The organism is Clostridium sp. AF21-20LB (assembly GCF_003478795.1).
GTDB lineage: Bacteria > Bacillota > Clostridia > Lachnospirales > Lachnospiraceae > Otoolea > Otoolea fessa.
In genome coordinates, this window is record NZ_QUGD01000001.1 from 153,624 (window position 1) to 176,790 (window position 23,167).

Below are 23,167 nucleotides of genomic sequence, written 5' to 3' on the forward strand. Positions count from 1 at the left end.
CTTGCACCTCCTAATTAGACTCTTCTACGTTTCGGCGGACGGCATCCGTTATGCGGAACCGGAGTTACGTCCTTAATGCTTGTTACTTCCAGACCACATGCCTGAAGAGCACGGATTGCTGCTTCACGACCTGATCCCGGACCTTTTACCATAACGTCTACAGACTTTAAGCCATGGATAAGAGCTGCCTTCGTTGCAGTTTCTGCAGCCATCTGAGCTGCATATGGAGTAGATTTCCTTGAACCTCTAAATCCCAGACCGCCTGCACTTGCCCATGATAAGGCATTACCCTGTGCATCTGTTAAAGTAACGATTGTGTTATTAAAAGATGACTGGATGTGCGCCTGTCCGCGTTCAACGTTTTTCTTTACACGCTTTTTTGTCACTTTCTTGCCAGTGGACACTTTTTTAGCCATTTTAAACTAACCTACTTTCTCAAATATTGAATCCTGTTGCTAAACCTAACCTGATTCAGTTTCCTTGTTACTTAATTATTTCTTCTTGTTTGCTACTGTCTTTCTCGGACCCTTACGAGTTCTAGCGTTGGTCTTTGTCTTCTGACCACGAACCGGAAGGCTCTTTCTATGACGGATGCCTCTGTAGCATCCAATCTCCTGCAGTCTCTTGATGTTCATAGCGATCTCTCTTCTCAGATCACCCTCAACCACCTGACTGTCAGCGATGATTGCCGCAAGCTTCTTAACTTCGTCGTCAGTTAAGTCCTTAACACGAGTGTCAGGATTAACTTCAGCTTCGGCCAGGATACGGGCTGCACTTGCTCTACCGATACCGTAGATGTAAGTCAAGCCGATCTCTACGCGTTTCTCTCTTGGTAAATCGACACCTGAAATACGAGCCATGTGTGTAGTACACCTCCATTAGTTTTTCTTACTTCTTCGTTGATAATGTATAAATTTGCTTAAACTACTGAACAACTCATCCGAGTGGTTCATAATAGAAAGCCGCGCGAAAAAATAGGTGCTAAATCAAATTAGCCCTGTCTTTGTTTGTGCTTCGGATTCTCACAGATTACTCTGATACTGCCTTTTCTCTTGATGATCTTGCACTTTTCGCAAATTGGTTTAACCGATGATCTAACCTTCACAGCAATTCTCCTTTCCGTAATAGTCCGTCCAATCTCGGACATACAATTTTTTATAACCTATTGTAGTCCTGTGTCGGACTTACAGGTACAACAGACTCGTTCCATCCCCCTGCCGTGAGAGGACAAAAGGGCGGATCTTACCTGATGCTTCAACAAAGTTCGCTAAAGCATTATAACATTTAAAATCCTATAATGCAAGCGAAATTTACACTTCTCTCAATATTTTTATTGAGAAAAATGGATTGGTCTTTATTTATCTCTCCAAATGATTCTTCCCTTAGAGAGATCGTATGGCGACATTTCCATTGTAACCTTATCGCCCGGCAGAATACGGATGTAGTTCATACGGAGTTTTCCGCTGATCGTAGCAAGTACGATGTGTCCGTTTTCCAGTTCTACCTTAAACATAGCGTTCGGCAGCTTCTCTGCTACTACGCCCTCAATCTCAATTACATCTGCTTTCGACATTCTATATACCTCCCTGCAATGATTTCTGAATGAAATAGCGAATCGCTTCATCCTGGACTGCCGCTCCGTCCGCAAACTGGGCTGCCAGCGCCTCATCCCATTTGTGGGAGAACTGCACGTGCTTTCTCTTCTTGCGTTTCGGCTTGGCGGCGGTTTTAGTGCGTCCGTCTGCCAGATACACGTAGCGTGCATCTTCTCTGACTATAATATAATAAGTGCCTTTGTCGTGGCCCGCAAGTGAGCGAACCAGACAGCCAGTTCCATATTCCGTCATTCTGATCTCCGTTTCTGTAGACAGGTGTTTCCGCTCCCGCCGCAGTTCTCAGATTACAGTTTGTTCGCTTGCCTATTTGCTCACTTAGTTCGCAAACAGGGCAAAAATTCATGCAGATTTGTCTTCGACAAAGAATTTTTGCCATTGCCCGCCTTATTGATCGGCTCGGACATCTGCCTCAAGATGCGTACATACTGTAATCGGAAAGCCTGCTTAGGTCTTCGTAAAAACTTCCCCAGCTTACTTCTTCTTTATAAGGAAAGGATCTCAGGTTCGCCCTCTGTAATAAGAATCGTATTTTCATAATGAGCAGCCCAGCCGCCATCTTCCGTCATGACGGTCCAGTCATCATCGAGCCAGACTACTTCGTAGCTGCCCTCGGTAATCATCGGCTCGATCGCGAGCGTCATGCCGGGCTGTAAGAGAATTCCTTTTCTTTTTCTTGCAAAATTCGGAATCTCCGGATCCTCATGCAGATGGGAACCGATTCCATGACCAACCAGATCCCTGACAACACCAAAACCGAAACTTTCGGCATATTTCTGGATCGCTGCAGAGATGTCATTGAGATGATTGCCAGCTTTGGCAAATTTAATTCCCTCAAAGAAGCTCTGTCTGGTAACTTCAATCAGTTTTTTGGCATCATCGTCGATCTCTCCGATGCCGTAAGTCCGGGCTGCGTCTGAGTGGTATCCTTTGTAGATCACTCCTGCATCCAGACTGACGATGTCTCCCTCATCGAGAAAATGTTCCTTGTGCGGGATTCCATGTACAACCTCATCATTGACAGAGACGCAGATCGATGCGGGATAGCCGTTGTAATTTTTGAACGAGGGAATGCAGCCGTAACTCCGGATGATTTTCTCTCCCATATGATCAATATCCCAGGTGGACATACCCGGCCGAAGATTCTTCGCCAGTTCCTCATGCGTTTTGGCGAGAATTCTTCCCGCCTCACGCATCAGTTCAATCTCCCTGGGAGATTTTATCGTCACTGCCATGTTTTAAGCTCCCAAAATATCCGTAATGTTCTTGAATACGTCTTCCATGGTCTGTGTACCGTCTACCGTATGAAGAACGCCCTTCTTCTCATAGTACTCGATCAGCGGGTGTGTCTGGTCATGGTATATTTCCAGACGTTTCTGTACAGTCTCCGGCTTGTCATCATCACGAAGCACCAGCTCAGAACCGCACTTGTCGCAGATTCCTTCTTTTTTCGGTGCTGCGAACTGGATGTGGTAGGTAGCGCCGCACTTTAAGCACGCACGGCGTCCTGCCATGCGGTTTACGATGTTTGCATCCGGCACATCTACGTTGAGCGCGAAATCAATCGCCTCGCCGTTTGCTGCCAGCGCCTCTGTCAGACTCTCAGCCTGCGGGATCGTTCTTGGGAATCCATCCAGAATATAGCCGTTCTTGCAGTCAGCCTCATGGATCCGGTCAAGAAGCATGCCGATCGTTACCTCGTCCGGTACTAAAAGCCCCTGATCGATGAACGATTTTGCTTTTTTACCAAGCTCTGTGCCTGCCTTGATATTGGAACGGAAAATATCTCCGGTAGAAATGTGCGGAATGCCGTATTTTTCTGCAATTCTCTGAGCCTGTGTTCCTTTTCCGGCTCCCGGTGCTCCTAACATAACAATCTTCATAATGGTTACAATCTCCCTATATACAACAGAATCGCCTCCAGGCAGGAGCTGTCTCCGGCCACCTCCAGCCGTAAAGTAAGCAAGCTCCCGCCCAGAAAGCGAGTTGTCTTAGTCGTTTAAGAATCCTTTATAGTTGCGAACCAGCATCTGTGATTCGACTGCTTTGATTGTCTCAAGTACTACACCTACGATAATGATAAGAGAAGTACCTCCGAAGGAGAGACGGCTCACTGAGAACAGTCCAGAGACAATGATCGGAACCAGGCAGACAATGATCAGTCCGCAGGCACCAATCAGTATAATATACTCCAGAATTCCATCCAGGTAATCGGATGTTGGCTTTCCTGGACGAATGCCCGGGATGAAGCCGCCAGATTTCTTCATGTTGTTTGCTACTTCAAGCGGGTTGAATGTAATGGATGTGTAGAAATACGCAAACACAATAATCAACGCGATGTAGACAATTAAACCAACTGAATAAGCCGGACGCTCTGGATTAAACCAGGAGCTGGAATTCAGAGCCAGAAGAATCTTTCCTCCGATGGTGTCATAATTAACCTGGAAAAATCCAGCAATTACCACCGGGAAAGACATCAGGGATGAAGCAAAGATAACAGGAATAACACCTGCTGTATTTACTTTTAACGGGATGCTTGTGGACTGACCGCCAACCATCTTACGTCCCTGCATCTTTTTAGAATACTGAACCGGAATTCTCCGCTCTGCATCCTGTAAAATGATAACAAATACAACCATCGCTACGATAACCGCTACGATAATCACGGCTGTTACAACTGCAACCGCCACGATCTTGCCCTGCAGGAAACGCTCATAGAGCGTAATCATATCGCTTGGCATGGTTGAAATGATATTGAACAGAAGCACGATAGAAATACCGTTTCCGACGCCGTTCTCGGTGATTCGCTCACCGATCCACATCAGCATGGCACTTCCGGCTGTCATTGTCACAATAGCGACAATCACATTCAGGGCAGTAAACTCAACTAAAAGTCCCTTGCCGCCGAAACCGATCGCCATAGCGACGGACTGCATCAGCGCCAGTGCAACCGTAAGGTAACGCGTATATTCCGCAATCTTCTTTCTTCCGTCCTCGCCCTCCTGCTGCATTTCCTCTAATTTCGGAATTGCAATTGTCAGAAGCTGCATGATAATGGAAGAAGTGATGTACGGGGTAATACTCAATGCGAATACCGACATGTTCGTGAACGAACCGCCGGTAATCGTATTGAAGAAACCAAACGCATCATTGGACTGTCTTGTAAACAGTTCCTGGAAAAATGTTGTATTAACTCCGGGAATCGGCAGCTGCGATCCGATACGGGTCACAACCAGCATAAAGAACGTATAGAGGAGTTTTTCTCTGACCTCTTTTATCTTAAATGCATTCTGGAGCGTTTTTAACATATTAGATCACCTCGCAGGTTCCGCCAACGGCCTCGATCTTAGCTTTCGCGCCTTCACTTACCGCATCAACCTTTACGTTCAGCTTTTTGGTCAGCTCGCCATTGCCGAGGATCTTAACGCCGTCACGCGGGTTCTTTACGATGCCTGCTTCGATTAATGTTTCAACCGTAACAACTGTGTCGTTCTCGAATCTCTCAAGAGCGCTTACGTTGATACCAACGATGGTCTTAGAATTTCTGTTTGTGAAGCCTCTCTTCGGGAGACGTCTATATAACGGCATCTGACCGCCTTCAAATCCTGGTCTCGGAGCGCCGGAACGAGCTTTCTGTCCCTTATGTCCCTTACCAGCAGTCTTACCGTTGCCTGATGCGTGACCACGACCTCTTCTGAAGCTGTCGCTGTGCTTAGAGCCTACCGCCGGCTTTAAATTGGATAAATCCATGACTGCACCTCCTTGCAAATATCTTAGATTTCCTCTACTTTAACTAAATGTCTAACATTCTGGATCATGCCTCTGATAGCGGCGTTGTCCGGCTGCTCAACTGTCTTGCCAGTCTTGTTTAAACCAAGAGCTGCAACCGTTGCTTTCTGCTTCGGGATAGCGCCAATAGGAGACTTAACCAATGTGATTTTTAATTTCTCTGCCATTTTTATCTCCTCCTATTAGTTCAGAATTTCTTCTACAGACTTACCGCGAAGTTTTGCAACCTCTTCCGGAGTCTTTAAAGAACCTAAGCCTGCCAGGGTAGCAAGAACTACGTTTGCCTTGTTGTTGGAACCAAGGGATTTTGTACGGATGTTCTTGTAACCAGCCAGATCCAGTACGGCACGAGCCGGACCACCAGCGATAATACCGGTACCTTCCGGAGCCTTCTTCAGAAGTACGTTAGCGCTTCCGAATTTGCCGAGGAAATCGTGCGGGATGCTATTGTTCTCATCGAACGGAACCTCCATCAGGTTTCTGGCAGCTGCCTCTTTGCCCTTGCGGATTGCTTCCGGAACCTCAGCAGCTTTTCCCATACCAGCACCAACGTGGCCGTTTTTATCTCCAACTACTACTAAAGCGGAAAAACGCATTGTACGTCCGCCCTTAACGGTCTTGGATACACGTTTGATTGCCACTACAGTATCCTCTAACTCGAACTGGTTGGCATCAATTTTTGTACGTTTCATGTGTATGTTCTCCTTCCTACTAGAATTCCAGACCAGCCTCGCGGGCTGCATCTGCTAATGCCTGAACTTTTCCGTGGTAAATAAATCCGCCTCTATCGAAGACAACTTCTTTAATACCTTTTTCAAGCGCTCTCTTAGCGATTACAGTTCCAACGTGAGCTGCTGCTGCAACATCGTTCGTCTTCTCCAGTTCAGCTTTAACTTCCTTCTCGGCAGTGGAAGCTGCTACTAAAGTTTTTCCAACTGTATCATCAATGATCTGAGCATACATATGATTATTACTTCTAAACACTGCTAAACGCGGTCTCTCGGCTGTGCCAGAAAAACGGTTGCGTAATCTAACGTGTTTTTTAACGCGAATTTCGCTTCTTGACTGTTTGCTAACCATCTTCACACTCTCCTTAATTATTTCTTACCAGTCTTACCAACTTTACGTCTGATAACCTCATCGGCATACTTAATACCTTTGCCCTTGTACGGCTCAGGTCTTCTCTTATCCCGAATCTCAGCTGCATACTGGCCAACTTTTTCTTTGCTGATACCTTTAACAGTGATCTTGTTCTGTCCTTCCAGAACAGTCTCAATGCCTTCCGGATCTTCCATCTCTACCGGATGGGAGTAACCAAGGCTGAGAACCAGTTTCTTGCCCTGCTTTGCTGCTCTGTAACCAACACCGTTAACTTCCAGCACTTTCTCATAGCCTTCTGTTACACCATGAATCATGTTGTTAATTAAGGTTCTTGTCAGACCGTGTAAAGATTTCATTTTCTTTAAGTCGTTCGGTCTGGTAACTACGATATGACCATCCTCTTCTTTGATGTTCATCTCAACCGGGAGTTCTCTCTCAAGTGTTCCCTTCGGACCTTTTACAGTCACTAAATTGTTCTCTGCGATTGTTACGGTTACGCCCGCCGGAATCGCAACTGGCATTCTTCCGATACGTGACATGCCTTTTACCTCCTACTTAGATTTTCGGAGAAGCCTGAGCGGCTTCTCTGTTTTCAGTTGTATCTATACCTTGTCTAAACCGATGATGATGCTTTCGGTTTACCAAACAAATGCAAGAACTTCTCCGCCTACGCCGAGTTCTCTTGCCTGCTTGTCAGTGATAACGCCCTGGTTGGTGGAGATGATAGCTACACCTAAACCGCCCAGTACCTTCGGCATATCTTCCTTGTTTGCGTAGATACGCAGACCCGGTTTGGAAATTCTCTTGATGCCGGAGATGATTTTCTCGTTTTTGTCTTTACCGTACTTTAAGGTAATACGGATAGTCTTGAAATTGCCGTCCTCAACAACGTCATATTTCTTGATGAAACCTTCCTTTACCAGGATGTCAGCGATTGCTAATTTCATCTTGGAAGACGGAACATCTACTGTATCATGTTTTGCAGTGTTAGCATTACGGATTCTTGTAAGCATATCTGCAATCGGATCGCTCATTGTCATTTTGAGTGTGCCTCCTTATAATTTGACTACCACTTACTGTAAGTGGGTTTCGGTGGGTTTTGGGAACACTAGGATGTGTCCTCTATAATATAGGCATCGTCCACTCGACTAAGCTCGTCTATCGTCTTCGACTCTGACTCACTAAGTCTCGGGACGGGCTTTCGCACTAGATTCGAAACTACCTCATCAAGTGCTCAATGCCTACCAGCTTGCTTTCTTTACGCCCGGAATTTCGCCCTTGTAAGCTAATTCACGGAAGCAAACTCTGCAGATGCCGTATTTTCTTAAATATGCATGCGGACGACCGCAGATTCTGCAGCGGTTATATTCTCTGGTGGAGAATTTTGCCGGACGCTGCTGTTTAATCTTCATTGAAGTTTTAGCCATGATAAATCCTCCTATTATTTAGCAAATGGCATGTTGAACTGAGTTAACAGCTCACGTGCTTCTTCGTCGGTCTTAGCAGTGGTAACGAAGATGATATCCATACCTCTTACCTTATCTACTTTATCGTACTCGATCTCCGGGAAGATAAGCTGCTCTTTGATACCCAGAGCGTAGTTGCCTCTGCCGTCAAATGCGTTCGGATTTACACCGCGGAAGTCTCTTACTCGCGGAAGAGCCAGGTTGATCAGACGATCAGCGAACTCATACATCTTCTCGCCACGCAGGGTAACTTTACAGCCGATAGCCATACCCTCTCTAAGTTTGAAGTTAGCGACTGATTTTTTCGCTTTTGTAAGAACTGCCTTCTGGCCAGTGATGATTTCCATATCTCTTACAGCAGAGTCCAGAACTTTAGCATTTTCTTTTGCCTCGCCAACGCCCATGTTGATAACAATCTTGTCCAGCTTCGGCACTTCCATGATATTTTTATATCCGAATTTTTTGATCATAGCGTCTACGATTTCGCTCTGATACATTTCTTTTAATCTAGCCAATTTTAACGTTCCTCCTCTCTGTATTAGTCAATTACTTTACCGGTTGCCTTAGCAACGCGGACTTTCTTGCCGTCTTCTACTTTGAAGCCAACTCTCGTAGCCTTGCCATCCACTACCAGCATAACGTTGGAAATGTCAAGCGCGCCTTCCTGATGGATGATGCCGCCCTGCTGATTAGCTGCAGACGGTTTGGTATGCTTTGTTACCATGTTGCATCCCTCAACCAGGACTGTATTCTTCTTTACATTAACGGAAAGAACTTTTCCGGTTTTGTCTTTGTCTTTACCTGTGATAACCTTTACCAGGTCGCCTTTTTTAATTTTATGCACAGCTGACACCTCCTACAGTACTTCCGGAGCCAGGGAAACAATCTTCATAAACTGTTTCTCACGAAGCTCTCTGGCAACCGGCCCAAAAATACGGGTTCCTCTCGGGTTCTTGTCGTCTTTGATGATAACGGCTGCGTTCTCATCAAATTTGATGTAGGAACCATCTTTACGGCGTGCGCCCTTAACGGTACGTACAACAACGGCCTTCACTACATCGCCTTTCTTTACAACACCGCCTGGTGTTGCATCTTTAACGCTGGCAACGATTACATCGCCAATATTTGCATATCTTCTAGTAGAGCCGCCCATAACGCGGATACAGAGTAATTCTTTCGCACCGGTATTGTCGGCAACCTTTAATCTGGTCTCCTGCTGAATCATGCCCAATACTCCTTTCTGATTTAGAAATTATCTCGCTTTCTCGATAATTTCGACGAGTCTCCATCTCTTATCCTTGGATAACGGTCTTGTTTCCATTACCTTTACAGTATCACCGATACCGCACTCGTTGTTCTCGTCGTGTGCTTTTAATTTATAAGTTCTCTTAACAATCTTACCGATTAAAGGATGTTTTACGTGGTTTTCGATAGCAACTACGATTGTTTTGTCCATCTTGTTGCTTACTACCTTACCGGTACGTGTTTTTCTAAGATTTCTTTCCACGGTAGATATCTCCTTTCCTATTTTAGGAATCTATGATAATTAGTTCGCTTTCTCTGTAATAACAGTCTGAATACGAGCGATGTTTCTGCGAACTTCTTTAATTCTGCTTGTATTATCCAGCTGGTTGGTAGCGTTCTGGAATCTTAAGTTGAAGAGTTCCTTCTTAGCAGCTACTAATTCTTCGTTTAATTCTGCAGATGTCTTAGCTTTTAAATCTTCTACATACTTATTAATTTTCACTGTTATCACCGCCTTCTAAATCTGCTTTAGAAGCAATCTTGCACTTGCACGGAAGTTTGTGCATAGCAAGACGAAGCGCTTCTCTCGCTGTCTCCTCTGGTACACCCGCGATCTCGAACATTACGCGGCCTGGTTTTACTACTGCTACCCAGTACTCAAGTGCGCCTTTACCGGAACCCATACGAGTCTCAGCCGGTTTAGCAGTTACTGGTTTATCCGGGAAAATCTTAATCCAAACTTTACCACCACGTTTGATGTAACGGGTCATGGCAACACGGGCTGCCTCGATCTGGTTGGATTTGATCCAGCACGGTTCTGTAGCGACTAAACCGTACTCACCGTAGTTGATTACATTTCCTCTAAGCGCCTTGCCGGCCATGGTACCACGGAACTGTTTACGACGCTTTACTCTTTTCGGCATTAACATTATTTATCGCTCCCTTCCTTATTTCCTTTCGCAGGAAGTACCTCGCCTTTGTAGATCCAAACCTTAACACCGGTCTTGCCGTATGTTGTGTTTGCCTCAGCGAAACCGTAGTCAATATCTGCTCTTAATGTCTGAAGCGGGATAGTGCCCTCGCTGTAGAACTCTGTACGAGCCATATCAGCACCGCCAAGACGTCCGGATACGGAAGCCTTGATACCCTTAGCTCCAGCCTTCATGGTTCTGCCCATAGCGGACTTCATCGCACGACGGAAGGAAATACGGTTCTCAAGCTGCTGAGCGATGTTCTCTGCAACGAGCTGAGCGTCTCTGTCTGGTCTCTTAACTTCTTTGATGTCTACAAAAACTTTCTTGTCAGTTAATTTCTGAACCTGAGCTTTTGTCTTCTCGATCTCTGCGCCGCCCTTACCGATAACAACGCCCGGTTTAGCAGTGTAAAGAATGATTTTTACTTTATCAGAAGCGCGCTCGATTTCGATTTTGGAAACACCGGCGCTGTATAATTTCTTCTTAAGGAAGGTTCTGATTTTGTGATCCTCTACCAGGTTATCTGCAAAATCAGCTTCCGCATACCATCTGGAATCCCAGTCTTTAATAACACCGACTCTTAAGCCGTGCGGATTAACTTTCTGTCCCATAATTGCCTCCTCTTATTTCTCATCAAGCACGATTGTGATGTGGCTCATTCTCTTTTCGATTCTGTAAGCGCGGCCCTGTGCTCTCGGTTTTACTCTCTTCATTGTCGGTCCCTTGTTAGCGAAGCATTCTGCAACGTACAGGTTCTCCGGATTCATCTGGTTGTTGTTCTCTGCGTTAGCAACAGCAGACTCGAGTAATTTTTTAATTAAAGTAGAAGCATATCTAGGATTGTATGTTACAATACCAAGCGCTGTCTTCACATCTTTGCCTCTGATGGCATCTAATACGAAGCATGCTTTCTGAACGGATACTCTGGCGTAAGACAGCTTAGCCGACGGTCTCGTATCCTTATTAGCATTTCTTTCTCTTTTAATCTGGGATCTATGTCCTTTAGCCATTGGTGAAACCTCCTTTCAAGCGTAACTTACTTACGTCCTGCTTTCTTCTCGTCTTTTCCGTGGCCTCTGTAAGTTCTAGTGGCTACGAACTCACCGAGTTTATGTCCAACCATGTCCTCTGTCACGTATACCGGAACATGTTTTCTACCATCGTGAACTGCGATTGTATGTCCAACCATCTGCGGGAAGATTGTGGAACGGCGGGACCAGGTTTTGATAACCTGTTTCTGTCCTGCTGCGTTCATCTCATCTACTTTCTTTAAAAGATGAGCATCTGCAAATGGTCCTTTTTTTAATGAACGACCCATTAGTATACCTCCTATTACTGTTTACCGTTTCTTCTTCTTACGATTAACTTATTAGACTGTTTGTTTTTCTTTCTGGTCTTCAGGCCGAGTGCCGGTTTGCCCCAAGGTGTGCAAGGACCTGGACGACCGATACTGGTCTTGCCCTCACCACCACCATGCGGATGGTCATTCGGGTTCATAACAGAACCGCGGACAGTCGGACGAATACCCATGTGACGTTTTCTACCAGCCTTACCGATATTGATCAGGTTGTGGTCGCCGTTGCCAACTACACCGATAGTAGCGCGGCAGCTGATCGGAACCATTCTCATCTCTCCGGACGGTAATCTAAGGGTTGCATATTTGCCTTCTTTAGCCATTAACTGAGCAGAGTTACCAGCGGAACGAACCAGCTGACCACCCTTGCCCGGAAGAAGCTCGATGTTGTGAATCTGTGCACCAACCGGGATTTCAGAAAGCGGTAAGCAGTTACCAACTTTTGCCTCAGCCTCTGCACCGCTCATAACCTTCTGTCCAACCTGTAAACCAGCCGGAGCAAGGATATAAGCTTTCTCGCCGTCTGCGTAGCAGATCAGAGCGATGTTTGCTGTACGGTTCGGATCGTACTCGATACCAAGTACGGTTGCTGCGATACCGTCTTTTGCATTTCTCTTGAAGTCGATGATTCTATATTTTCTTCTGGAACCGCCGCCTCTGTGACGAACGGTGATTTTACCCTGGTTGTTACGACCTGCGTTCTTCTTTAAAGAAACTACTAAGGATTTCTCCGGTGTGGATTTTGTAATCTCAGAGAAATCAGAGCCGGTCATATGTCTTCTGGAAGGTGTATATGGGCTGTAAGATTTAATTCCCATGACTTTGACTCCTTTCGTTCAACGCCTCCTGGCGTTTCTTCATGTTTTTCACGACATAGTGTTCGTCGTATAATTGTCTATTGAGGATGAATTATAAACCAGCGAAGATCTCGATCTCTTTGCTGTCCTCGGTCAGCTGAACGATAGCTTTCTTTGTTGCAGCTGTCTTACCGAATGTCATGCCTCTTCTCTTTGTCTTGCCGTCCATGTTCATGGTGTTGACACTCTTAACTTTGGTGCCCGGGAACATCTTCTCAACGGCTTCTTTGATCATAGTTTTGTTTGCCTCGGTGTGTACCAGGAAGGTGTATTTCTTGTCTGTCATAGCATTCATACTCTTCTCAGTTACAACCGGTTTGAGGATTACGTCATAGTACTGTACGTTTGCCATTATGCATATACCTCCTCGATAGAAGCTACAGCAGCCTTGGTTGCTACTACTGTGTTGTATTTCAGGATATCGTAAACGTTGATGGTGCTTACGGAAGCAGTCTTAACGTCTGCCACGTTTCTAGCGGATAATACAGCCTTGTCACAAGCCTCATCCAGAACAACTAAAGCTTTGTTTACTTTCAGGTTGTTCATAACCTCAACAAATTTCTTTGTCTTGATCTCGTCGAAGTTCATAGCCTCAACTACGATGAACTTGTTCTCGTTTACACGGCTTGTCAGAGCAGATTTAAGAGCAGCTCTCTTCTCTTTCTTATTTAAACGGATTGTGTAATCACGTGGTGTCGGAGCGAATACTACGCCGCCGCCCGTCCACTGCGGAGCTCTTGTTGAACCCTGTCTTGCATGTCCGGTACCTTTCTGTCTCCACGGTTTCTTACCACCGCCGGAAACTTCGGAACGGGTTTTTGCTTTCTGAGTTCCCTGACGTTTGTTAGCAAGCTGTGCTACAACTGCCATGTGAACCAGATGTTCATTTACTTCTACACCGAATACAGCATCATTCAGTTCTAATGTGCCAACTTCGTTGCCTTCTAAATTGAAAACAGATACGTTTGCCATCTGTATGTTCCTCCTTTCCCGTAAAAGCCTTATCTAGCGACCTTTACTGTCTCTTTGATTGTTACTAAGGATTTCTTCGGTCCCGGTACAGAGCCTTTAACAAGGAGTAAGTTGTTCTCAGTATCAACCTTAACAACCTCCAGGTTCTGAACAGTTACTTTTACGCTGCCCATGTGACCCGGCATTCCTTTGCCCTTAAATACGCGTCCCGGTGTGGTTGCAGAACCGTTGGAACCCTGATGACGATGGAACTTGGAACCGTGAGCCATCGGTCCTCTGTGCTGGCCGTGTCTCTTGATGGCACCCTGGAAACCTTTACCTTTGGAAATAGCAGTTGCATCAATTTTATCGCCTGCTGCGAAGATGTCTGCCTTGATTTCGTCTTTTACAGAATACTCTTCAGCATTCTCTAAGCGGAACTCTCTTACATATCTCTTGTAAGCAACGCCTGCCTTGTCAAAATGACCCTTAACCGGCTTTGTCACAAGTTTTTCTCTCTTGTCTACAAAACCAACCTGTACTGCTTTGTAGCCATCGTTCTCTTCTGTCTTAACCTGTGTAACAACACACGGTCCAGCCTGAAGAACGGTTACTGGAGTTAAAACTCCGTCTTCGTTGAAGATTTGAGTCATTCCGACTTTGGTAGCTAAAATCGCTTTCTTCATTAATCTGACCTCCTGTTTTTCTACAGCGGAACGCGTTCGTCAAACTCCCGCGTTCATCCTAGAACTGTCCAGATGTCTCTATCTAAACTAGTATAGGATTCTTAATTATTTGTTTTTCATCTTTACGTTGATGGACACGCCAGCCGGCATTTCCAGTCTCTGCAGTGCATCAACTGTCTTCTGGCTCGGAGCAATGATATCGATGAGTCTCTTATGAGTTCTCTGCTCGAACTGCTCTCTGGAATCTTTGTACTTATGAACTGCTCGCAGAATGGTTACTACCTCTTTCTTAGTTGGCAGCGGCACCGGTCCACTCACCTTTGATCCGTTTTTCTTTACAGTCTCAATGATTTTTGCAGCGGATGTATCTACCAGCTGATGATCATAAGCTTTCAGTGTGATTCTCATTACTTGACTTGCCATAAAAAAAGTCGCCTCCTTTTCGTACTATTAAGCACGACAAGCGGTGACTGTACACATACCCGTGTGTGTCCTCGCAGTCCACACACCAAATCCGTCATTTGTCTTCAGGATACTCTATTCTTGTACAGTGACTTGTCGCCAGTTTCCTAACTTGACATTCGCTCCGCGGAATAACCTGCTTATCATAAGCAGCAACCTCTCGTTTCATCGCTATCATGCCACAGCTTCGTTATAATAACACAGCTTTCTGGGAAATGCAAGTGTTTTTTTAAGAAAAAATCTATATTTTTCAAGAAAAAACAGGAGTTTCTTCTTCCGGTGGGTAATTACACCTTTTATATAGAAGAAACTCCTTTTTATCCACAAGAATATATTTCCATGCAGAAATTTTATCTCAGTCAAGAAGACTCCCAGCTTTTTTAATTAATCCTCCCAATACGTCGGTTCCACCGGGGTTCTAGCCTCGTCGCTGCCATCGTCGCTTGTGCCGTCCACCTCTGTGACAACACCCGCAGAGCTTGTCTTAAACTTTGTGCCGTTCGCATCCTTCACGGTGCTGGATTTCACTACCTTGCCACTCGTCGTTACCAGATAGTTTTTGCCATTGACTTCAATGACTTCATACTTGGTACCGCTGTCTGCCTTCTGAAGCTTACCCATGTAGTACAGGAATCCATCCTCCACACCTGAGTAGCCGCGTCCAGCCTTGTTGCCGCTGTCAGCGAAATAGAACTGTCCGGTCGTTCCGTCGCCCTCTACTACATTTCCCTTGCCTTTTACGACTGAGCTGGTCGCCTTGTCCGCGCCGAAGAAATAGCAGGCATACTGACCGCTCGTTCCTACCTCCAGACGTCTCAGACCATAGACCGGGTTGCCCTTCTCATTAAATAAGTAGGTAATATTGTTGATGCGAACCAGGTTGCTCGTCGAAGCGTCAGAAATCTTCGGACCCACCTTCGGCTCGCCGTTGCTTGAAAAATAATACCACTGTACATCGCTGCCGAGATCCAGATTGTAATCATCATCCTCCGGCGGAGTCGTGGAGAGCCAGCCAGTCTGTACCTGACCGTTGCTCTGATAATAACGGTAATTTGCAAATCCAGAGGAATTTCCCATATCGACCCAGCCGGTCTGCATCGCTCCGTTTTCGTCGAAGCAGTAGTAGGTTCCGTCAATCTTATACTGTTTATATTTAGCACCGCCTAAAGAAGGCACATATTTCTTTCCTGAACTCTGAAAGTAGTACCAATGATGATCCTCATCGTCGTCGCCGGGTTTCACTTCATCATCGTCCTTTTTGGTATCATCCGGATCTTCCAGATATGCCCAGCCGATCTGCATGACACCATCTGCATTCGTGTAGTAGGTGTCATCATCCACCCAGCCCGTCTGCATCGCTCCATCACCGTCGAAGTAATAGTACTTGCCGCCGATCTTGGACCAGCCGTCGGATACCATCTTTCCGCTGGTGGAGAAATAGTACCAGACCGTCGTAGCGGAAGTCTCGTTCCATGCCGGATTGCGCTTCGGCAGTTTCAGCCACTTGTCAGTCGCCATGATGCCGGTACTCTCGACAAAGTATTCGTCGTCCACCCAGCAGTTCGACGCGATGTTGCCCTGGGAATCGAGATAGCGCCAGAGATTGTCTGCGCCCTTCTTCCAGGTATTCGTCACCTTATTGCCATTGTTGTCCACATATATCCAGCTGTTTCCAGACTGCTGCCAACCTTCTGCCGCGTAAGATGTCAGGGTCGCCGCCCCTATCATCAGCGCTGCAGAAAGGACGCAGACTGCCAGTTTCTGTTTCTTCATATACAAGCCCTCCCAGTTCACGATTGATAACGTCTATTCTCCCACCTGCTGCGCATTCGCACACTTCCCGTCGTGTGGAGACTGCATCAGATGCTTATAACGCCTTGTTTTGTTCCAGATACGTGCAATCTATCATTTACCTAATATACATTTTAACAGGAGATGTAGGAATCTTCAAGGAGATTTATCTTTCAATTTATTTACTTTTTTGGCAGGAAGCCGTTCAAAAGGTTTGACACGCCAATCAATGACCGATATAATTAGGTATGCATTTCAACTGAACCGTTTTTCCGGTCAGACAGACTGCGTTTATGGTTACTGTGCACGCATCGTGCCCAGTAACGGAATTTGCCGTGGCTTCGCATTTAAATACGGCAAATTCCTGCTGTCACCACGTTTTCTTACGGCACTTTCGGTTCCAAAAGTGCCTACCCGGGAACAGTAACCATTTATGCCATTTAGATGGAAATGGCTTATGGATAACACCGATTATAAAGGCGGCAGATACCCTTTTCCGGGGTTTGCGCCTCATTTTTTTGAAAGGATAAAATTTTATGTGGATTGCAGATGGATGGAACGATTATGAAGTGATTGACTGCTCCGAAGGAGAGAAACTGGAGCGGTGGGGCGACTATCTTCTGGTTCGCCCGGACCCGCAGGTTATCTGGAACACCCCCAAGACACACCGCGGCTGGAAAAAGATGAACGGACACTACCACAGAAGCTCCAAGGGCGGCGGCGAATGGGAATTTTTCGACCTGCCGGAGCAGTGGTCGATCCATTACAAAGAACTGACCTTTAACTAAAACCGTTCAGCTTCAAGCACACAGGTCTCTTCCCGGAGCAGGCGGCAAACTGGGACTGGTTCGGTGACCGCATCCGCAATGCCGGACGCCCAATCAAGGTTTTAAACCTCTTTGCCTACACAGGCGGCGCTACCCTGGCGGCAGCCGCAGCCGGCGCCAGCGTGACCCATGTGGACGCCTCCAAGGGCATGGTAGCCTGGGCGAAGGAAAACTCCCGTTCCTCCGGGCTGGAAAATGCACCCATCCGCTGGATCGTCGATGACTGTGTGAAATTTGTTGAGCGTGAGATCCGCCGCGGCAACCATTACGACGGAATCATCATGGACCCGCCGTCCTACGGCCGCGGACCGAAAGGCGAGATCTGGAAGATCGAAACTTCGATTTACCCGTTCGTGCAGCTCTGCACGAAACTGTTATCGGACAACCCGCTCTTCTTCCTCATCAACTCCTACACCACCGGGCTGGCGCCGTCCGTCCTGACCTATATGCTCTCAACCGAAGTTGCCTCCACCCACGGCGGCACAGTGAAATCGGACGAGCTGGGACTTCCGGTTACCCGTACCGGACTGGTATTACCATGCGGTGCATCCGGACGCTGGGAATCTGGTAAATAACACTGGTATTCGGATGACATAGACACCCCATTTTTAAGTTTGATTCCTATTCATTCCAATCCCGGATATCTAACAGCCCCGGGACCAGTTCCCGCGCACTCGTCTCTAATATAATTCGCCCCTTCTCGGCGCTTGCACCAGACGGATCTCCTCCAATTCCAATCGGCGATCCGTCTTTTGTTTTCCAGTCCTCCGACACCCAGCCGATCGAAACCGGACCGTATGGCTTCAGGGCGCGGGTCTTCTCAAACGCCGTCGGCTCTCCCGCTTCCGAAAGTTCCAGCTTCACAAGACTCTCATCGACCGCCATTACCATCGATGTCTCCATCTCTCCACCGTGGAAATCCCAGATATTCCCCTTTGAAATCGTTGCTTTTACATCCGGATGACCAAATGCTCCCGATGAAAGGATAAACGGTGCAATCCCCAGCTCACTCCGAAGTTCCCGGCTTAAAACCTGCGCAATCGGCGCATTCCCACCATGGCATACCAAAAAAGCCAGCTTCTTAAAACCGTGATGCGCCAGGCTGACGCATATATCATATAAGAAATGATAGTAAGTGTCCGGCCGGACTGTGACCGAACCGCAGAAATTCTTATGCTCTGTACTTAAGCCCACCGGAATCACCGGAAACAGCAGCATCGGGAAGTCTTCTTCCCCCTCTGCCTCCAGTGCCTTTTTGATCTCCTGACTCATCGCCTCCGCGATAATATCATCCGTTCCCAGTGGTGCCTGATTGCCGTGCTGTTCCAGAGCCCCGAGCGGAATCAGGACAATCGTGTTCTCACGGTCCACCTGCTCCATTTCCCATCTTGTCAAATCTCTATAGTTACGTATCATAGTATCTCCTCCTCTTATAAAAACAGATATGTCTTTGCACGTTCCATCAAACAAAAAGGATTGTCCGGGATTCTCCCCCAGGCAGCTTTCCCAGCGGTTTCCCGACAATCCTTTCTATGAAATGGTTCTGCCGTTTCACAGCAAACAGCCAAATCCGTCAAACCATTCCTCTTATTTCATTTTATACTGCTTTCGGCACAATCTTCGCCGCACGCAGGCGTACAAACAAAAGCTGTCCAACGATATAGTTGAGTCCCACTTTCAATACGTTGAATGGGATCGTCGCCAGGATGATAAATCCATTCAGGTCTTTGATCGCCGGGTTGACCGACGCTACCATGCGGATCACTTCATCCAGCGGCAGGCTCATCGCTTTCGCATATAACGGAAGCGTAATGTTCGCATTGATAAAGCATGCACACGCGGTGCGGATCACGATACTGAGCAGAAGTGCTTCTACAGCTGCCTTACGGTTAGCGCCCAGCTTCTGATAGAGGAACCACAGCGGCCATACGAACAGGAACGCCGCAATCAGGTTGGCCAGCTCACCGACGTACATCGTGTTAGTTCCGACAGTAATCAGCTTGATTAACAGCTTGATGACTTCTACACAGATACCGGATACCGGTCCCATCAGAAACACGGCAATCACAGACGGTACATCACTGAAATCCACCTTATAAAACGGCGGCATCATCGGAACCGAAAATTCCAATGACATCAGCACGCCAGCAACCGCTGCCAGCATCGCCGTATAAATCAATTTTTGAATACTCCATTTTCCTGTCTTCATCTTAAATCTCCTTTCGGTTTTAAAACTCATTTCTCCGAAGGAGGAGTATGAATCAAGTGCCGGACTAGCTGCATTTGTAAAACTAAAAAAATCCCAGGTTGTTCGGGACCTGGGATAATAAATCGCAACTTAGCCGATGTACACCAGCCTGCTTACGCTCAAGCGGTACACTCTCTGACTCCTGCCTCTTCTCTCATCCAGACTATACTGTCGGTTTCGGAATCTCACCGAATCGGCCGCCATCGCGGTTCGCGGACTATACCGCCGGTAGGGAATTTCGCCCTGCCCCGAAGAAATCATGGTAATTACTCCGTCTTCATACATATAAACATATGAATCTGCGGGGCAATTATCTCACCCGTTCATGGTATCATATACAAACGAGAATTTCAATATTTTTTTAACAATCTTTCTTTTCGTTTTTCCCATCTACGGCATCGCCGCCCCGGCATCCAGCATACCGCCGGTTGCCACCTTGCCGGACAGACTCTCAATCGGTCGCGCCGACTGCAGAATACGGTTTCTCACATCCATAAGCGACAGGGACGCATCGTAGGAGTACAGCATCGCCGCCGTTCCGGTCACCATCGGCGCCGCCATCGATGTGCCGCTCATGTAGGCATAGTCATTGCCCGTGATCGTGCTCAGGATATAATTGCCCGGCGCTGCCAGATCCACGCTTCTTACCCCGTAATTGGACGCACGGTCGAGCTGACCGTCAAAGCGCAGGTTTGCCACGGAAATGATATTGTCCAGTTCAAAGCTTGCCGGGTACATCGGCTGCTCATCGATGCTGTAGCCATTGCCGGAGGCGTCGCCGTTTCCAGCCGCCACAATAAACAGCATCCCCGAATCCTTGATCGCCTGATACAGCTCCTCGCTATATTTCATCGTGCCAAAGCTCAGATTGCAGATCGACGCGCCATTCGCCTGCGCATACCGGATCGCCTTAACCACGTTGCTGACGGTTCCGACACCGGACGATGTTCCAAGCGTCTTGATCACCATGATCTTCACATACGCCGGATCGCAGATTCCAACCGTTCCGACTCCATTTCTCGCCGCCGCGATCGTGCCCGCCGAGTGGGTACCATGATTGTCATCCGTCCCGGTAAATACCTGGGCATTATTATCATAGAAATTCCAGCCGTAAACGTCATCGATATAACCATTTCCGTCATTGTCAATGCCATCGCCCGGAATTTCCCCCGTATTCGTCCAGATCGAACCGCTAAGCTCCGGGTGAGTTATGTCAACCCCTGTATCAATCAGCGCCACAATCACCTGACGTTTTCCACTTTTCGCGTCATATTTCTTCCATGCCGGGACAATATTCATATCGATCCCTTCCAGAGAACGAACCGTTCCATCTGCTGAGAGCGCCGGGCTGCCGGTAATCGCCCCAATCGCTGCATCCACTGCCGCCGTATGGCTCGGCACCAGACGCAGTTCACCTGTATTTAAAAAAGCCCACTGATAGGAGGCATAGGAATCCGCATAGGGAACCGACTCCCGTGACGGACCCGCCGCATATGCCGGAAGCGCCGCGCTCCCTGCCATCATGGCAGCACACAGGGCGGCTGCCAGCCCTCTAAAAAGTTTCTTTTTCAACTTGCTTTATCCTCTTTCAATTCCGTTCTTACAGTTCGCGCGCTGCCGCAACCACAGTCTCCGCTTCCTTTGCCGGTTCTTTTCTGACATTCTGCCGTTTTACCGATTTTACCACTTTCCCGGCTTTTTTGCCATCCTTTTCGGATGCCGGACCGGAAATTGGCTTAAAGCCGCGAAATACCAGAATACTCCGCGGCGGAACCATATACTGGCGAAGCTCTTCCTGCGGCTCCTGCCCTGCCTCCAGGCTATCCGGCGGACAGATTCCGTTATTGTCTGCGTCGTCTGTGTTGATGCACAGAGTCCACTGCATTCCCTTCGGAAGCTTCGGAAGATCAAATTCATGCGGCTCCCAGTGCATATTGTAGGCGACAAAGAAATAGTCATCGCTGGTGCCGTCCGCTCTTCGCCCGTACTCGCCGCAGTAGAGAATGCCGAGCTGGCGGCGGAAATTTTCAAACTCCGGGCACCATGTTTTGACGCCGTGGTAGGAAACATCCGGGTGTCCGCAGACGAGGTAATCAATATTTTTCGGCTCCACCGGCAGATGGAACACTGGATGCGCTTTGCGGAACGCTATCATATATTTTACAAATTCGTAAATATCCCGGTTCGTCTCCAGCTGATGCCAGTTGAGCCAGGAAATCTCATTGTCCTGACAGTAAGCATTATTGTTGCCGTTCTGGGAATTGCCGAACTCATCGCCCGCTAAAAACATCGGCGTTCCCTGGCTCAGAAAGAGCAGCAAAAATGCGTTGCGGAGCTGTTTTTTCCGCATCTGCACAATCTTCTTTTTCCGCGTCGTGCCCTCGACGCCGCAATTCCACGTATAATTATAATCGCTTCCATCCCGGTTATTCTCCCCGTTCGCTTCGTTGTGCTTCTGCTCACAGGAAACCATATCCATCATCGTAAAGCCATTTGTCGCCGCCATATAGTTGATCACGCCATACGCGTCCGGATTCCGGCGTGTCTGGTAAATGAGACGGCCGACCTGATCCTCATCGCCCTTTAATACCCGGCGCATATCGATCAAAAATCCTTCATTGTACTCGCCCAGATGCCAGCGGCGCTCCCGCAGCTTCGGTGCCGCTGCCGTTTTTGGCACACGCACGCCATCCCAGGAACCAGCTAATAGCTTCGTATCGGCTAACAGCGGATCCGACGCCAGCAGTTCGGCCGGCGCAAACCCGGACAGGTGCACGCCATCCACATGATACTCGTAAACCCAGAAACGAACCGCCTCCTGCGCCAGTGCCGCGCTCTCCTCGCCGGTAAAATAAAGCTCAACCAGCACTTCAATATCATTTTTATGAAATTCTTTCACCAGATCCTTAAATTCCCGCTCCGGTTCTTTCTCTTTCCCGGATGTGTACGAAGCTTTTGGCGCAAACAGGTATCCCGCCCCATAGCCCCAGTAATTGAGCCGTCCGGTCGGTGTCCCGGTCGCATACGGATTCCCGTCTGCCCCATCCTCCATCATCACTTCCTGAAATTCATTCGGCATCATTAATTCAACTGCTGTGATACCCAATTCCTTTAAATAGGGAATTTTCTCCGTCAGCGCACGGAACGTTCCCCGCTCCCCGGTGCCGGAAGAAGTATGACGGGTAAATCCGCGCACATGCAGCCGGTACAGGATCGTCTCATCATACGGATGTTTCAGCGGCTGATCCATTTCCCAGTCATACGTTTCTTCCGGGAAACGGCAGCGCACCGGACGGAGCGCCGCTTTTAGATCGCCCCAGCGCTCATGTCCTGTATAGATGCGCCCGCACGGATCCGGCAGCTCCCCCTGCTCAGTCTCGATCGTGTATTCCAGTCCCGAAAAATCATCGCCCGCAAGCTCCATCATCCAGAGATCCCCCACCCGTTCTTCCGGGGAAAATGGGATCCGAACACCCTGTTTTTTACCTGTCTCATAAATTGCCAGATGGCAGAATGTCCCCGGTGCCTCGACGCACAAGTGCATTCCCGTCTCTGTCCGCTTGATTCCCGGTGTAAAATCAGGGGTTCTTATCTTCTGTCTCACGATTTTTTCTGCTTTCACCTGTATCCCCTCCACGTTTTCATACGGCACTTTCGGTTCCAAAAGTGCCTATTTGTGAGCAGCCGCCTGCGCCTGTTACAGTCCACACATATGTAGACTGTAACAGGATTTTGCCGATGCTTCGCATTCCAAATCGGCAAAATCCGCCACCTCCACGTTTTCATACGGCACTTTCGGTTCC

General features: G+C 47.6%; 34 protein-coding genes, 1 pseudogene and 1 riboswitch. Of the genes and pseudogenes, 1 reads left to right on the forward strand and 34 read right to left on the reverse strand.

The window, feature by feature from the left end; translation table 11 throughout:
• Window positions 1-14 precede the first annotated feature (14 nt).
• The 30 genes from rpsK to DWX76_RS00965 form a co-directional block, all read right to left on the reverse strand.
• A complete protein-coding gene (rpsK, locus tag DWX76_RS00815) occupies window positions 15-416 on the reverse strand; it encodes a 30S ribosomal protein S11 (protein WP_022360550.1) in 402 nt (133 codons plus the stop codon).
• A 75-nt stretch (window positions 417-491) separates the two neighbouring features.
• On the reverse strand, window positions 492-860 hold the full coding sequence (gene rpsM, locus DWX76_RS00820; RefSeq protein WP_022360551.1) for a 30S ribosomal protein S13: 369 nt from the start codon (window positions 858-860) through the stop codon (window positions 492-494).
• Between the two features lie 131 nt (window positions 861-991).
• The gene (gene rpmJ, locus DWX76_RS00825; RefSeq protein WP_003497809.1) at window positions 992-1,105 is read right to left on the reverse strand and encodes a 50S ribosomal protein L36; all 114 of its coding nucleotides are present in this window, start codon (window positions 1,103-1,105) and stop codon (window positions 992-994) included.
• Window positions 1,106-1,354: 249 nt separating this feature from the next.
• Entirely contained in the window at window positions 1,355-1,573 is a 219-nt protein-coding gene (gene infA / locus DWX76_RS00830) for a translation initiation factor IF-1 (RefSeq protein ID WP_022360552.1), read from the reverse strand.
• 1 nt (window position 1,574) lies between these two features.
• A complete protein-coding gene (locus DWX76_RS00835; protein ID WP_117796495.1) occupies window positions 1,575-1,847 on the reverse strand; it encodes a hypothetical protein in 273 nt (90 codons plus the stop codon).
• 251 nt (window positions 1,848-2,098) lie between these two features.
• Window positions 2,099-2,848, reverse strand: a complete 750-nt coding sequence (map, locus tag DWX76_RS00840) for a type I methionyl aminopeptidase (protein ID WP_118569961.1) — start codon at window positions 2,846-2,848, stop codon at window positions 2,099-2,101.
• Window positions 2,849-2,851: 3 nt separating this feature from the next.
• Window positions 2,852-3,496 carry an adenylate kinase gene (locus DWX76_RS00845; protein WP_022360555.1) on the reverse strand — a complete coding sequence of 215 codons (645 nt, stop codon included), beginning with the start codon at window positions 3,494-3,496 and terminating at the stop codon, window positions 2,852-2,854.
• Window positions 3,497-3,604: 108 nt separating this feature from the next.
• Complete coding sequence (secY, locus tag DWX76_RS00850; RefSeq protein ID WP_107000793.1) at window positions 3,605-4,921, reverse strand: preprotein translocase subunit SecY; 1,317 nt, start codon at window positions 4,919-4,921, stop codon at window positions 3,605-3,607.
• 1 nt (window position 4,922) lies between these two features.
• Complete coding sequence (gene rplO / locus DWX76_RS00855) at window positions 4,923-5,363, reverse strand: 50S ribosomal protein L15 (RefSeq protein WP_022360557.1); 441 nt, start codon at window positions 5,361-5,363, stop codon at window positions 4,923-4,925.
• 23 nt (window positions 5,364-5,386) lie between these two features.
• Entirely contained in the window at window positions 5,387-5,569 is a 183-nt protein-coding gene (gene rpmD, locus DWX76_RS00860) for a 50S ribosomal protein L30 (RefSeq protein ID WP_022360558.1), read from the reverse strand.
• 15 nt (window positions 5,570-5,584) lie between these two features.
• Window positions 5,585-6,094: a 30S ribosomal protein S5 gene (rpsE, locus tag DWX76_RS00865; RefSeq protein WP_022360559.1), complete on the reverse strand. Its 510-nt coding sequence runs from the start codon at window positions 6,092-6,094 to the stop codon at window positions 5,585-5,587.
• A 19-nt stretch (window positions 6,095-6,113) separates the two neighbouring features.
• A complete protein-coding gene (gene rplR / locus DWX76_RS00870; RefSeq protein WP_022360560.1) occupies window positions 6,114-6,482 on the reverse strand; it encodes a 50S ribosomal protein L18 in 369 nt (122 codons plus the stop codon).
• A 17-nt stretch (window positions 6,483-6,499) separates the two neighbouring features.
• Window positions 6,500-7,042 (reverse strand): 50S ribosomal protein L6, encoded by a 543-nt coding sequence (gene rplF, locus DWX76_RS00875; RefSeq protein WP_022360561.1) that lies wholly within the window; start codon window positions 7,040-7,042, stop codon window positions 6,500-6,502.
• Window positions 7,043-7,141: 99 nt separating this feature from the next.
• Window positions 7,142-7,543, reverse strand: coding sequence for a 30S ribosomal protein S8 (rpsH, locus tag DWX76_RS00880; protein ID WP_022360562.1), 402 nt, complete (start codon window positions 7,541-7,543; stop codon window positions 7,142-7,144).
• A gap of 201 nt (window positions 7,544-7,744) precedes the next feature.
• Window positions 7,745-7,930, reverse strand: coding sequence for a type Z 30S ribosomal protein S14 (locus DWX76_RS00885; protein WP_022345134.1), 186 nt, complete (start codon window positions 7,928-7,930; stop codon window positions 7,745-7,747).
• Between the two features lie 14 nt (window positions 7,931-7,944).
• Window positions 7,945-8,484 carry a 50S ribosomal protein L5 gene (rplE, locus tag DWX76_RS00890; protein WP_022360563.1) on the reverse strand — a complete coding sequence of 180 codons (540 nt, stop codon included), beginning with the start codon at window positions 8,482-8,484 and terminating at the stop codon, window positions 7,945-7,947.
• Between the two features lie 23 nt (window positions 8,485-8,507).
• On the reverse strand, window positions 8,508-8,813 hold the full coding sequence (rplX, locus tag DWX76_RS00895; RefSeq protein ID WP_022360564.1) for a 50S ribosomal protein L24: 306 nt from the start codon (window positions 8,811-8,813) through the stop codon (window positions 8,508-8,510).
• 12 nt (window positions 8,814-8,825) lie between these two features.
• Window positions 8,826-9,194, reverse strand: a complete 369-nt coding sequence (rplN, locus tag DWX76_RS00900) for a 50S ribosomal protein L14 (RefSeq protein ID WP_022360565.1) — start codon at window positions 9,192-9,194, stop codon at window positions 8,826-8,828.
• 27 nt (window positions 9,195-9,221) lie between these two features.
• Complete coding sequence (gene rpsQ, locus DWX76_RS00905; RefSeq protein ID WP_107000794.1) at window positions 9,222-9,476, reverse strand: 30S ribosomal protein S17; 255 nt, start codon at window positions 9,474-9,476, stop codon at window positions 9,222-9,224.
• A gap of 39 nt (window positions 9,477-9,515) precedes the next feature.
• Window positions 9,516-9,716, reverse strand: coding sequence for a 50S ribosomal protein L29 (gene rpmC, locus DWX76_RS00910; protein WP_022360567.1), 201 nt, complete (start codon window positions 9,714-9,716; stop codon window positions 9,516-9,518).
• Entirely contained in the window at window positions 9,706-10,143 is a 438-nt protein-coding gene (gene rplP, locus DWX76_RS00915; protein WP_022360568.1) for a 50S ribosomal protein L16, read from the reverse strand. The genes rpmC and rplP overlap by 11 nt, the downstream gene beginning before the upstream one ends.
• Window positions 10,143-10,799 (reverse strand): 30S ribosomal protein S3, encoded by a 657-nt coding sequence (gene rpsC, locus DWX76_RS00920; RefSeq protein ID WP_022360569.1) that lies wholly within the window; start codon window positions 10,797-10,799, stop codon window positions 10,143-10,145. The genes rplP and rpsC overlap by 1 nt, the downstream gene beginning before the upstream one ends.
• Before the next feature lie 12 nt (window positions 10,800-10,811).
• Window positions 10,812-11,198: a 50S ribosomal protein L22 gene (gene rplV, locus DWX76_RS00925; RefSeq protein ID WP_022360570.1), complete on the reverse strand. Its 387-nt coding sequence runs from the start codon at window positions 11,196-11,198 to the stop codon at window positions 10,812-10,814.
• A 26-nt stretch (window positions 11,199-11,224) separates the two neighbouring features.
• Window positions 11,225-11,506, reverse strand: a complete 282-nt coding sequence (rpsS, locus tag DWX76_RS00930) for a 30S ribosomal protein S19 (RefSeq protein WP_022360571.1) — start codon at window positions 11,504-11,506, stop codon at window positions 11,225-11,227.
• A 14-nt stretch (window positions 11,507-11,520) separates the two neighbouring features.
• Window positions 11,521-12,360, reverse strand: a complete 840-nt coding sequence (gene rplB, locus DWX76_RS00935; RefSeq protein ID WP_022360572.1) for a 50S ribosomal protein L2 — start codon at window positions 12,358-12,360, stop codon at window positions 11,521-11,523.
• 91 nt (window positions 12,361-12,451) lie between these two features.
• Window positions 12,452-12,751: a 50S ribosomal protein L23 gene (rplW, locus tag DWX76_RS00940; RefSeq protein WP_022360573.1), complete on the reverse strand. Its 300-nt coding sequence runs from the start codon at window positions 12,749-12,751 to the stop codon at window positions 12,452-12,454.
• A complete protein-coding gene (gene rplD / locus DWX76_RS00945; RefSeq protein ID WP_022360574.1) occupies window positions 12,751-13,371 on the reverse strand; it encodes a 50S ribosomal protein L4 in 621 nt (206 codons plus the stop codon). Before rplD ends, rplW begins: the two co-directional genes overlap by 1 nt.
• A 29-nt stretch (window positions 13,372-13,400) precedes the next feature.
• A complete protein-coding gene (rplC, locus tag DWX76_RS00950) occupies window positions 13,401-14,036 on the reverse strand; it encodes a 50S ribosomal protein L3 (RefSeq protein WP_022360575.1) in 636 nt (211 codons plus the stop codon).
• A gap of 105 nt (window positions 14,037-14,141) precedes the next feature.
• Window positions 14,142-14,459 (reverse strand): 30S ribosomal protein S10, encoded by a 318-nt coding sequence (rpsJ, locus tag DWX76_RS00955; RefSeq protein WP_022360576.1) that lies wholly within the window; start codon window positions 14,457-14,459, stop codon window positions 14,142-14,144.
• Window positions 14,460-14,882: 423 nt separating this feature from the next.
• Window positions 14,883-16,271: an N-acetylmuramoyl-L-alanine amidase family protein gene (locus tag DWX76_RS00965; protein ID WP_118569963.1), complete on the reverse strand. Its 1,389-nt coding sequence runs from the start codon at window positions 16,269-16,271 to the stop codon at window positions 14,883-14,885.
• Window positions 16,272-16,825: 554 nt separating this feature from the next.
• Here DWX76_RS00965 and DWX76_RS00970 point away from each other — a divergent pair.
• Window positions 16,826-17,691, forward strand: a pseudogene (locus tag DWX76_RS00970) (class I SAM-dependent methyltransferase).
• 46 nt (window positions 17,692-17,737) lie between these two features.
• Here DWX76_RS00970 and DWX76_RS00975 read toward each other — a convergent pair.
• From DWX76_RS00975 to DWX76_RS00990, 4 genes are all read right to left on the reverse strand, one after another.
• Window positions 17,738-18,532, reverse strand: coding sequence for a creatininase family protein (locus tag DWX76_RS00975; protein WP_118522223.1), 795 nt, complete (start codon window positions 18,530-18,532; stop codon window positions 17,738-17,740).
• Between the two features lie 181 nt (window positions 18,533-18,713).
• Window positions 18,714-19,325: an ECF transporter S component gene (locus DWX76_RS00980; protein WP_022360580.1), complete on the reverse strand. Its 612-nt coding sequence runs from the start codon at window positions 19,323-19,325 to the stop codon at window positions 18,714-18,716.
• A 181-nt stretch (window positions 19,326-19,506) separates the two neighbouring features.
• Window positions 19,507-19,624: riboswitch (FMN riboswitch) on the reverse strand.
• Window positions 19,625-19,754: 130 nt separating this feature from the next.
• Window positions 19,755-20,936 (reverse strand): S8 family peptidase, encoded by a 1,182-nt coding sequence (locus DWX76_RS00985; RefSeq protein ID WP_243022412.1) that lies wholly within the window; start codon window positions 20,934-20,936, stop codon window positions 19,755-19,757.
• 28 nt (window positions 20,937-20,964) lie between these two features.
• Window positions 20,965-22,986, reverse strand: a complete 2,022-nt coding sequence (locus DWX76_RS00990) for an alpha amylase C-terminal domain-containing protein (protein WP_243022413.1) — start codon at window positions 22,984-22,986, stop codon at window positions 20,965-20,967.
• Between the last annotated feature and the right edge of the window lie 181 nt (window positions 22,987-23,167).

Excerpts from the sequence above, each read along its gene's own strand:
- rpsK (WP_022360550.1), bottom strand. The coding sequence starts at position 416 with ATGGCTAAAAAAGTGTCCACTGGCAAGAAAGTGACAAAAAAGCGTGTA.
- rpsM (WP_022360551.1), bottom strand. The coding sequence starts at position 860 with ATGGCTCGTATTTCAGGTGTCGATTTACCAAGAGAGAAACGCGTAGAG.
- infA (WP_022360552.1), bottom strand. The coding sequence starts at position 1,573 with ATGTCGAAAGCAGATGTAATTGAGATTGAGGGCGTAGTAGCAGAGAAG.
- DWX76_RS00835 (WP_117796495.1), bottom strand. The coding sequence starts at position 1,847 with ATGACGGAATATGGAACTGGCTGTCTGGTTCGCTCACTTGCGGGCCAC.
- map (WP_118569961.1), bottom strand. The coding sequence starts at position 2,848 with ATGGCAGTGACGATAAAATCTCCCAGGGAGATTGAACTGATGCGTGAG.
- DWX76_RS00845 (WP_022360555.1), bottom strand. The coding sequence starts at position 3,496 with ATGAAGATTGTTATGTTAGGAGCACCGGGAGCCGGAAAAGGAACACAG.
- secY (WP_107000793.1), bottom strand. The coding sequence starts at position 4,921 with ATGTTAAAAACGCTCCAGAATGCATTTAAGATAAAAGAGGTCAGAGAA.
- rplO (WP_022360557.1), bottom strand. The coding sequence starts at position 5,363 with ATGGATTTATCCAATTTAAAGCCGGCGGTAGGCTCTAAGCACAGCGAC.
- rpmD (WP_022360558.1), bottom strand. The coding sequence starts at position 5,569 with ATGGCAGAGAAATTAAAAATCACATTGGTTAAGTCTCCTATTGGCGCT.
- rpsE (WP_022360559.1), bottom strand. The coding sequence starts at position 6,094 with ATGAAACGTACAAAAATTGATGCCAACCAGTTCGAGTTAGAGGATACT.
- rplR (WP_022360560.1), bottom strand. The coding sequence starts at position 6,482 with ATGGTTAGCAAACAGTCAAGAAGCGAAATTCGCGTTAAAAAACACGTT.
- rplF (WP_022360561.1), bottom strand. The coding sequence starts at position 7,042 with ATGTCACGTATCGGAAGAATGCCAGTTGCGATTCCGGCGGGCGTAACC.
- rpsH (WP_022360562.1), bottom strand. The coding sequence starts at position 7,543 with ATGACAATGAGCGATCCGATTGCAGATATGCTTACAAGAATCCGTAAT.
- DWX76_RS00885 (WP_022345134.1), bottom strand. The coding sequence starts at position 7,930 with ATGGCTAAAACTTCAATGAAGATTAAACAGCAGCGTCCGGCAAAATTC.
- rplN (WP_022360565.1), bottom strand. The coding sequence starts at position 9,194 with ATGATTCAGCAGGAGACCAGATTAAAGGTTGCCGACAATACCGGTGCG.
- rplP (WP_022360568.1), bottom strand. The coding sequence starts at position 10,143 with ATGTTAATGCCGAAAAGAGTAAAGCGTCGTAAACAGTTCCGTGGTACC.
- rpsC (WP_022360569.1), bottom strand. The coding sequence starts at position 10,799 with ATGGGACAGAAAGTTAATCCGCACGGCTTAAGAGTCGGTGTTATTAAA.
- rplV (WP_022360570.1), bottom strand. The coding sequence starts at position 11,198 with ATGGCTAAAGGACATAGATCCCAGATTAAAAGAGAAAGAAATGCTAAT.
- rpsS (WP_022360571.1), bottom strand. The coding sequence starts at position 11,506 with ATGGGTCGTTCATTAAAAAAAGGACCATTTGCAGATGCTCATCTTTTA.
- rplB (WP_022360572.1), bottom strand. The coding sequence starts at position 12,360 with ATGGGAATTAAATCTTACAGCCCATATACACCTTCCAGAAGACATATG.
- rplW (WP_022360573.1), bottom strand. The coding sequence starts at position 12,751 with ATGGCAAACGTACAGTACTATGACGTAATCCTCAAACCGGTTGTAACT.
- rplD (WP_022360574.1), bottom strand. The coding sequence starts at position 13,371 with ATGGCAAACGTATCTGTTTTCAATTTAGAAGGCAACGAAGTTGGCACA.
- rplC (WP_022360575.1), bottom strand. The coding sequence starts at position 14,036 with ATGAAGAAAGCGATTTTAGCTACCAAAGTCGGAATGACTCAAATCTTC.
- rpsJ (WP_022360576.1), bottom strand. The coding sequence starts at position 14,459 with ATGGCAAGTCAAGTAATGAGAATCACACTGAAAGCTTATGATCATCAG.
- DWX76_RS00965 (WP_118569963.1), bottom strand. The coding sequence starts at position 16,271 with ATGAAGAAACAGAAACTGGCAGTCTGCGTCCTTTCTGCAGCGCTGATG.
- DWX76_RS00975 (WP_118522223.1), bottom strand. The coding sequence starts at position 18,532 with ATGATACGTAACTATAGAGATTTGACAAGATGGGAAATGGAGCAGGTG.
- DWX76_RS00980 (WP_022360580.1), bottom strand. The coding sequence starts at position 19,325 with ATGAAGACAGGAAAATGGAGTATTCAAAAATTGATTTATACGGCGATG.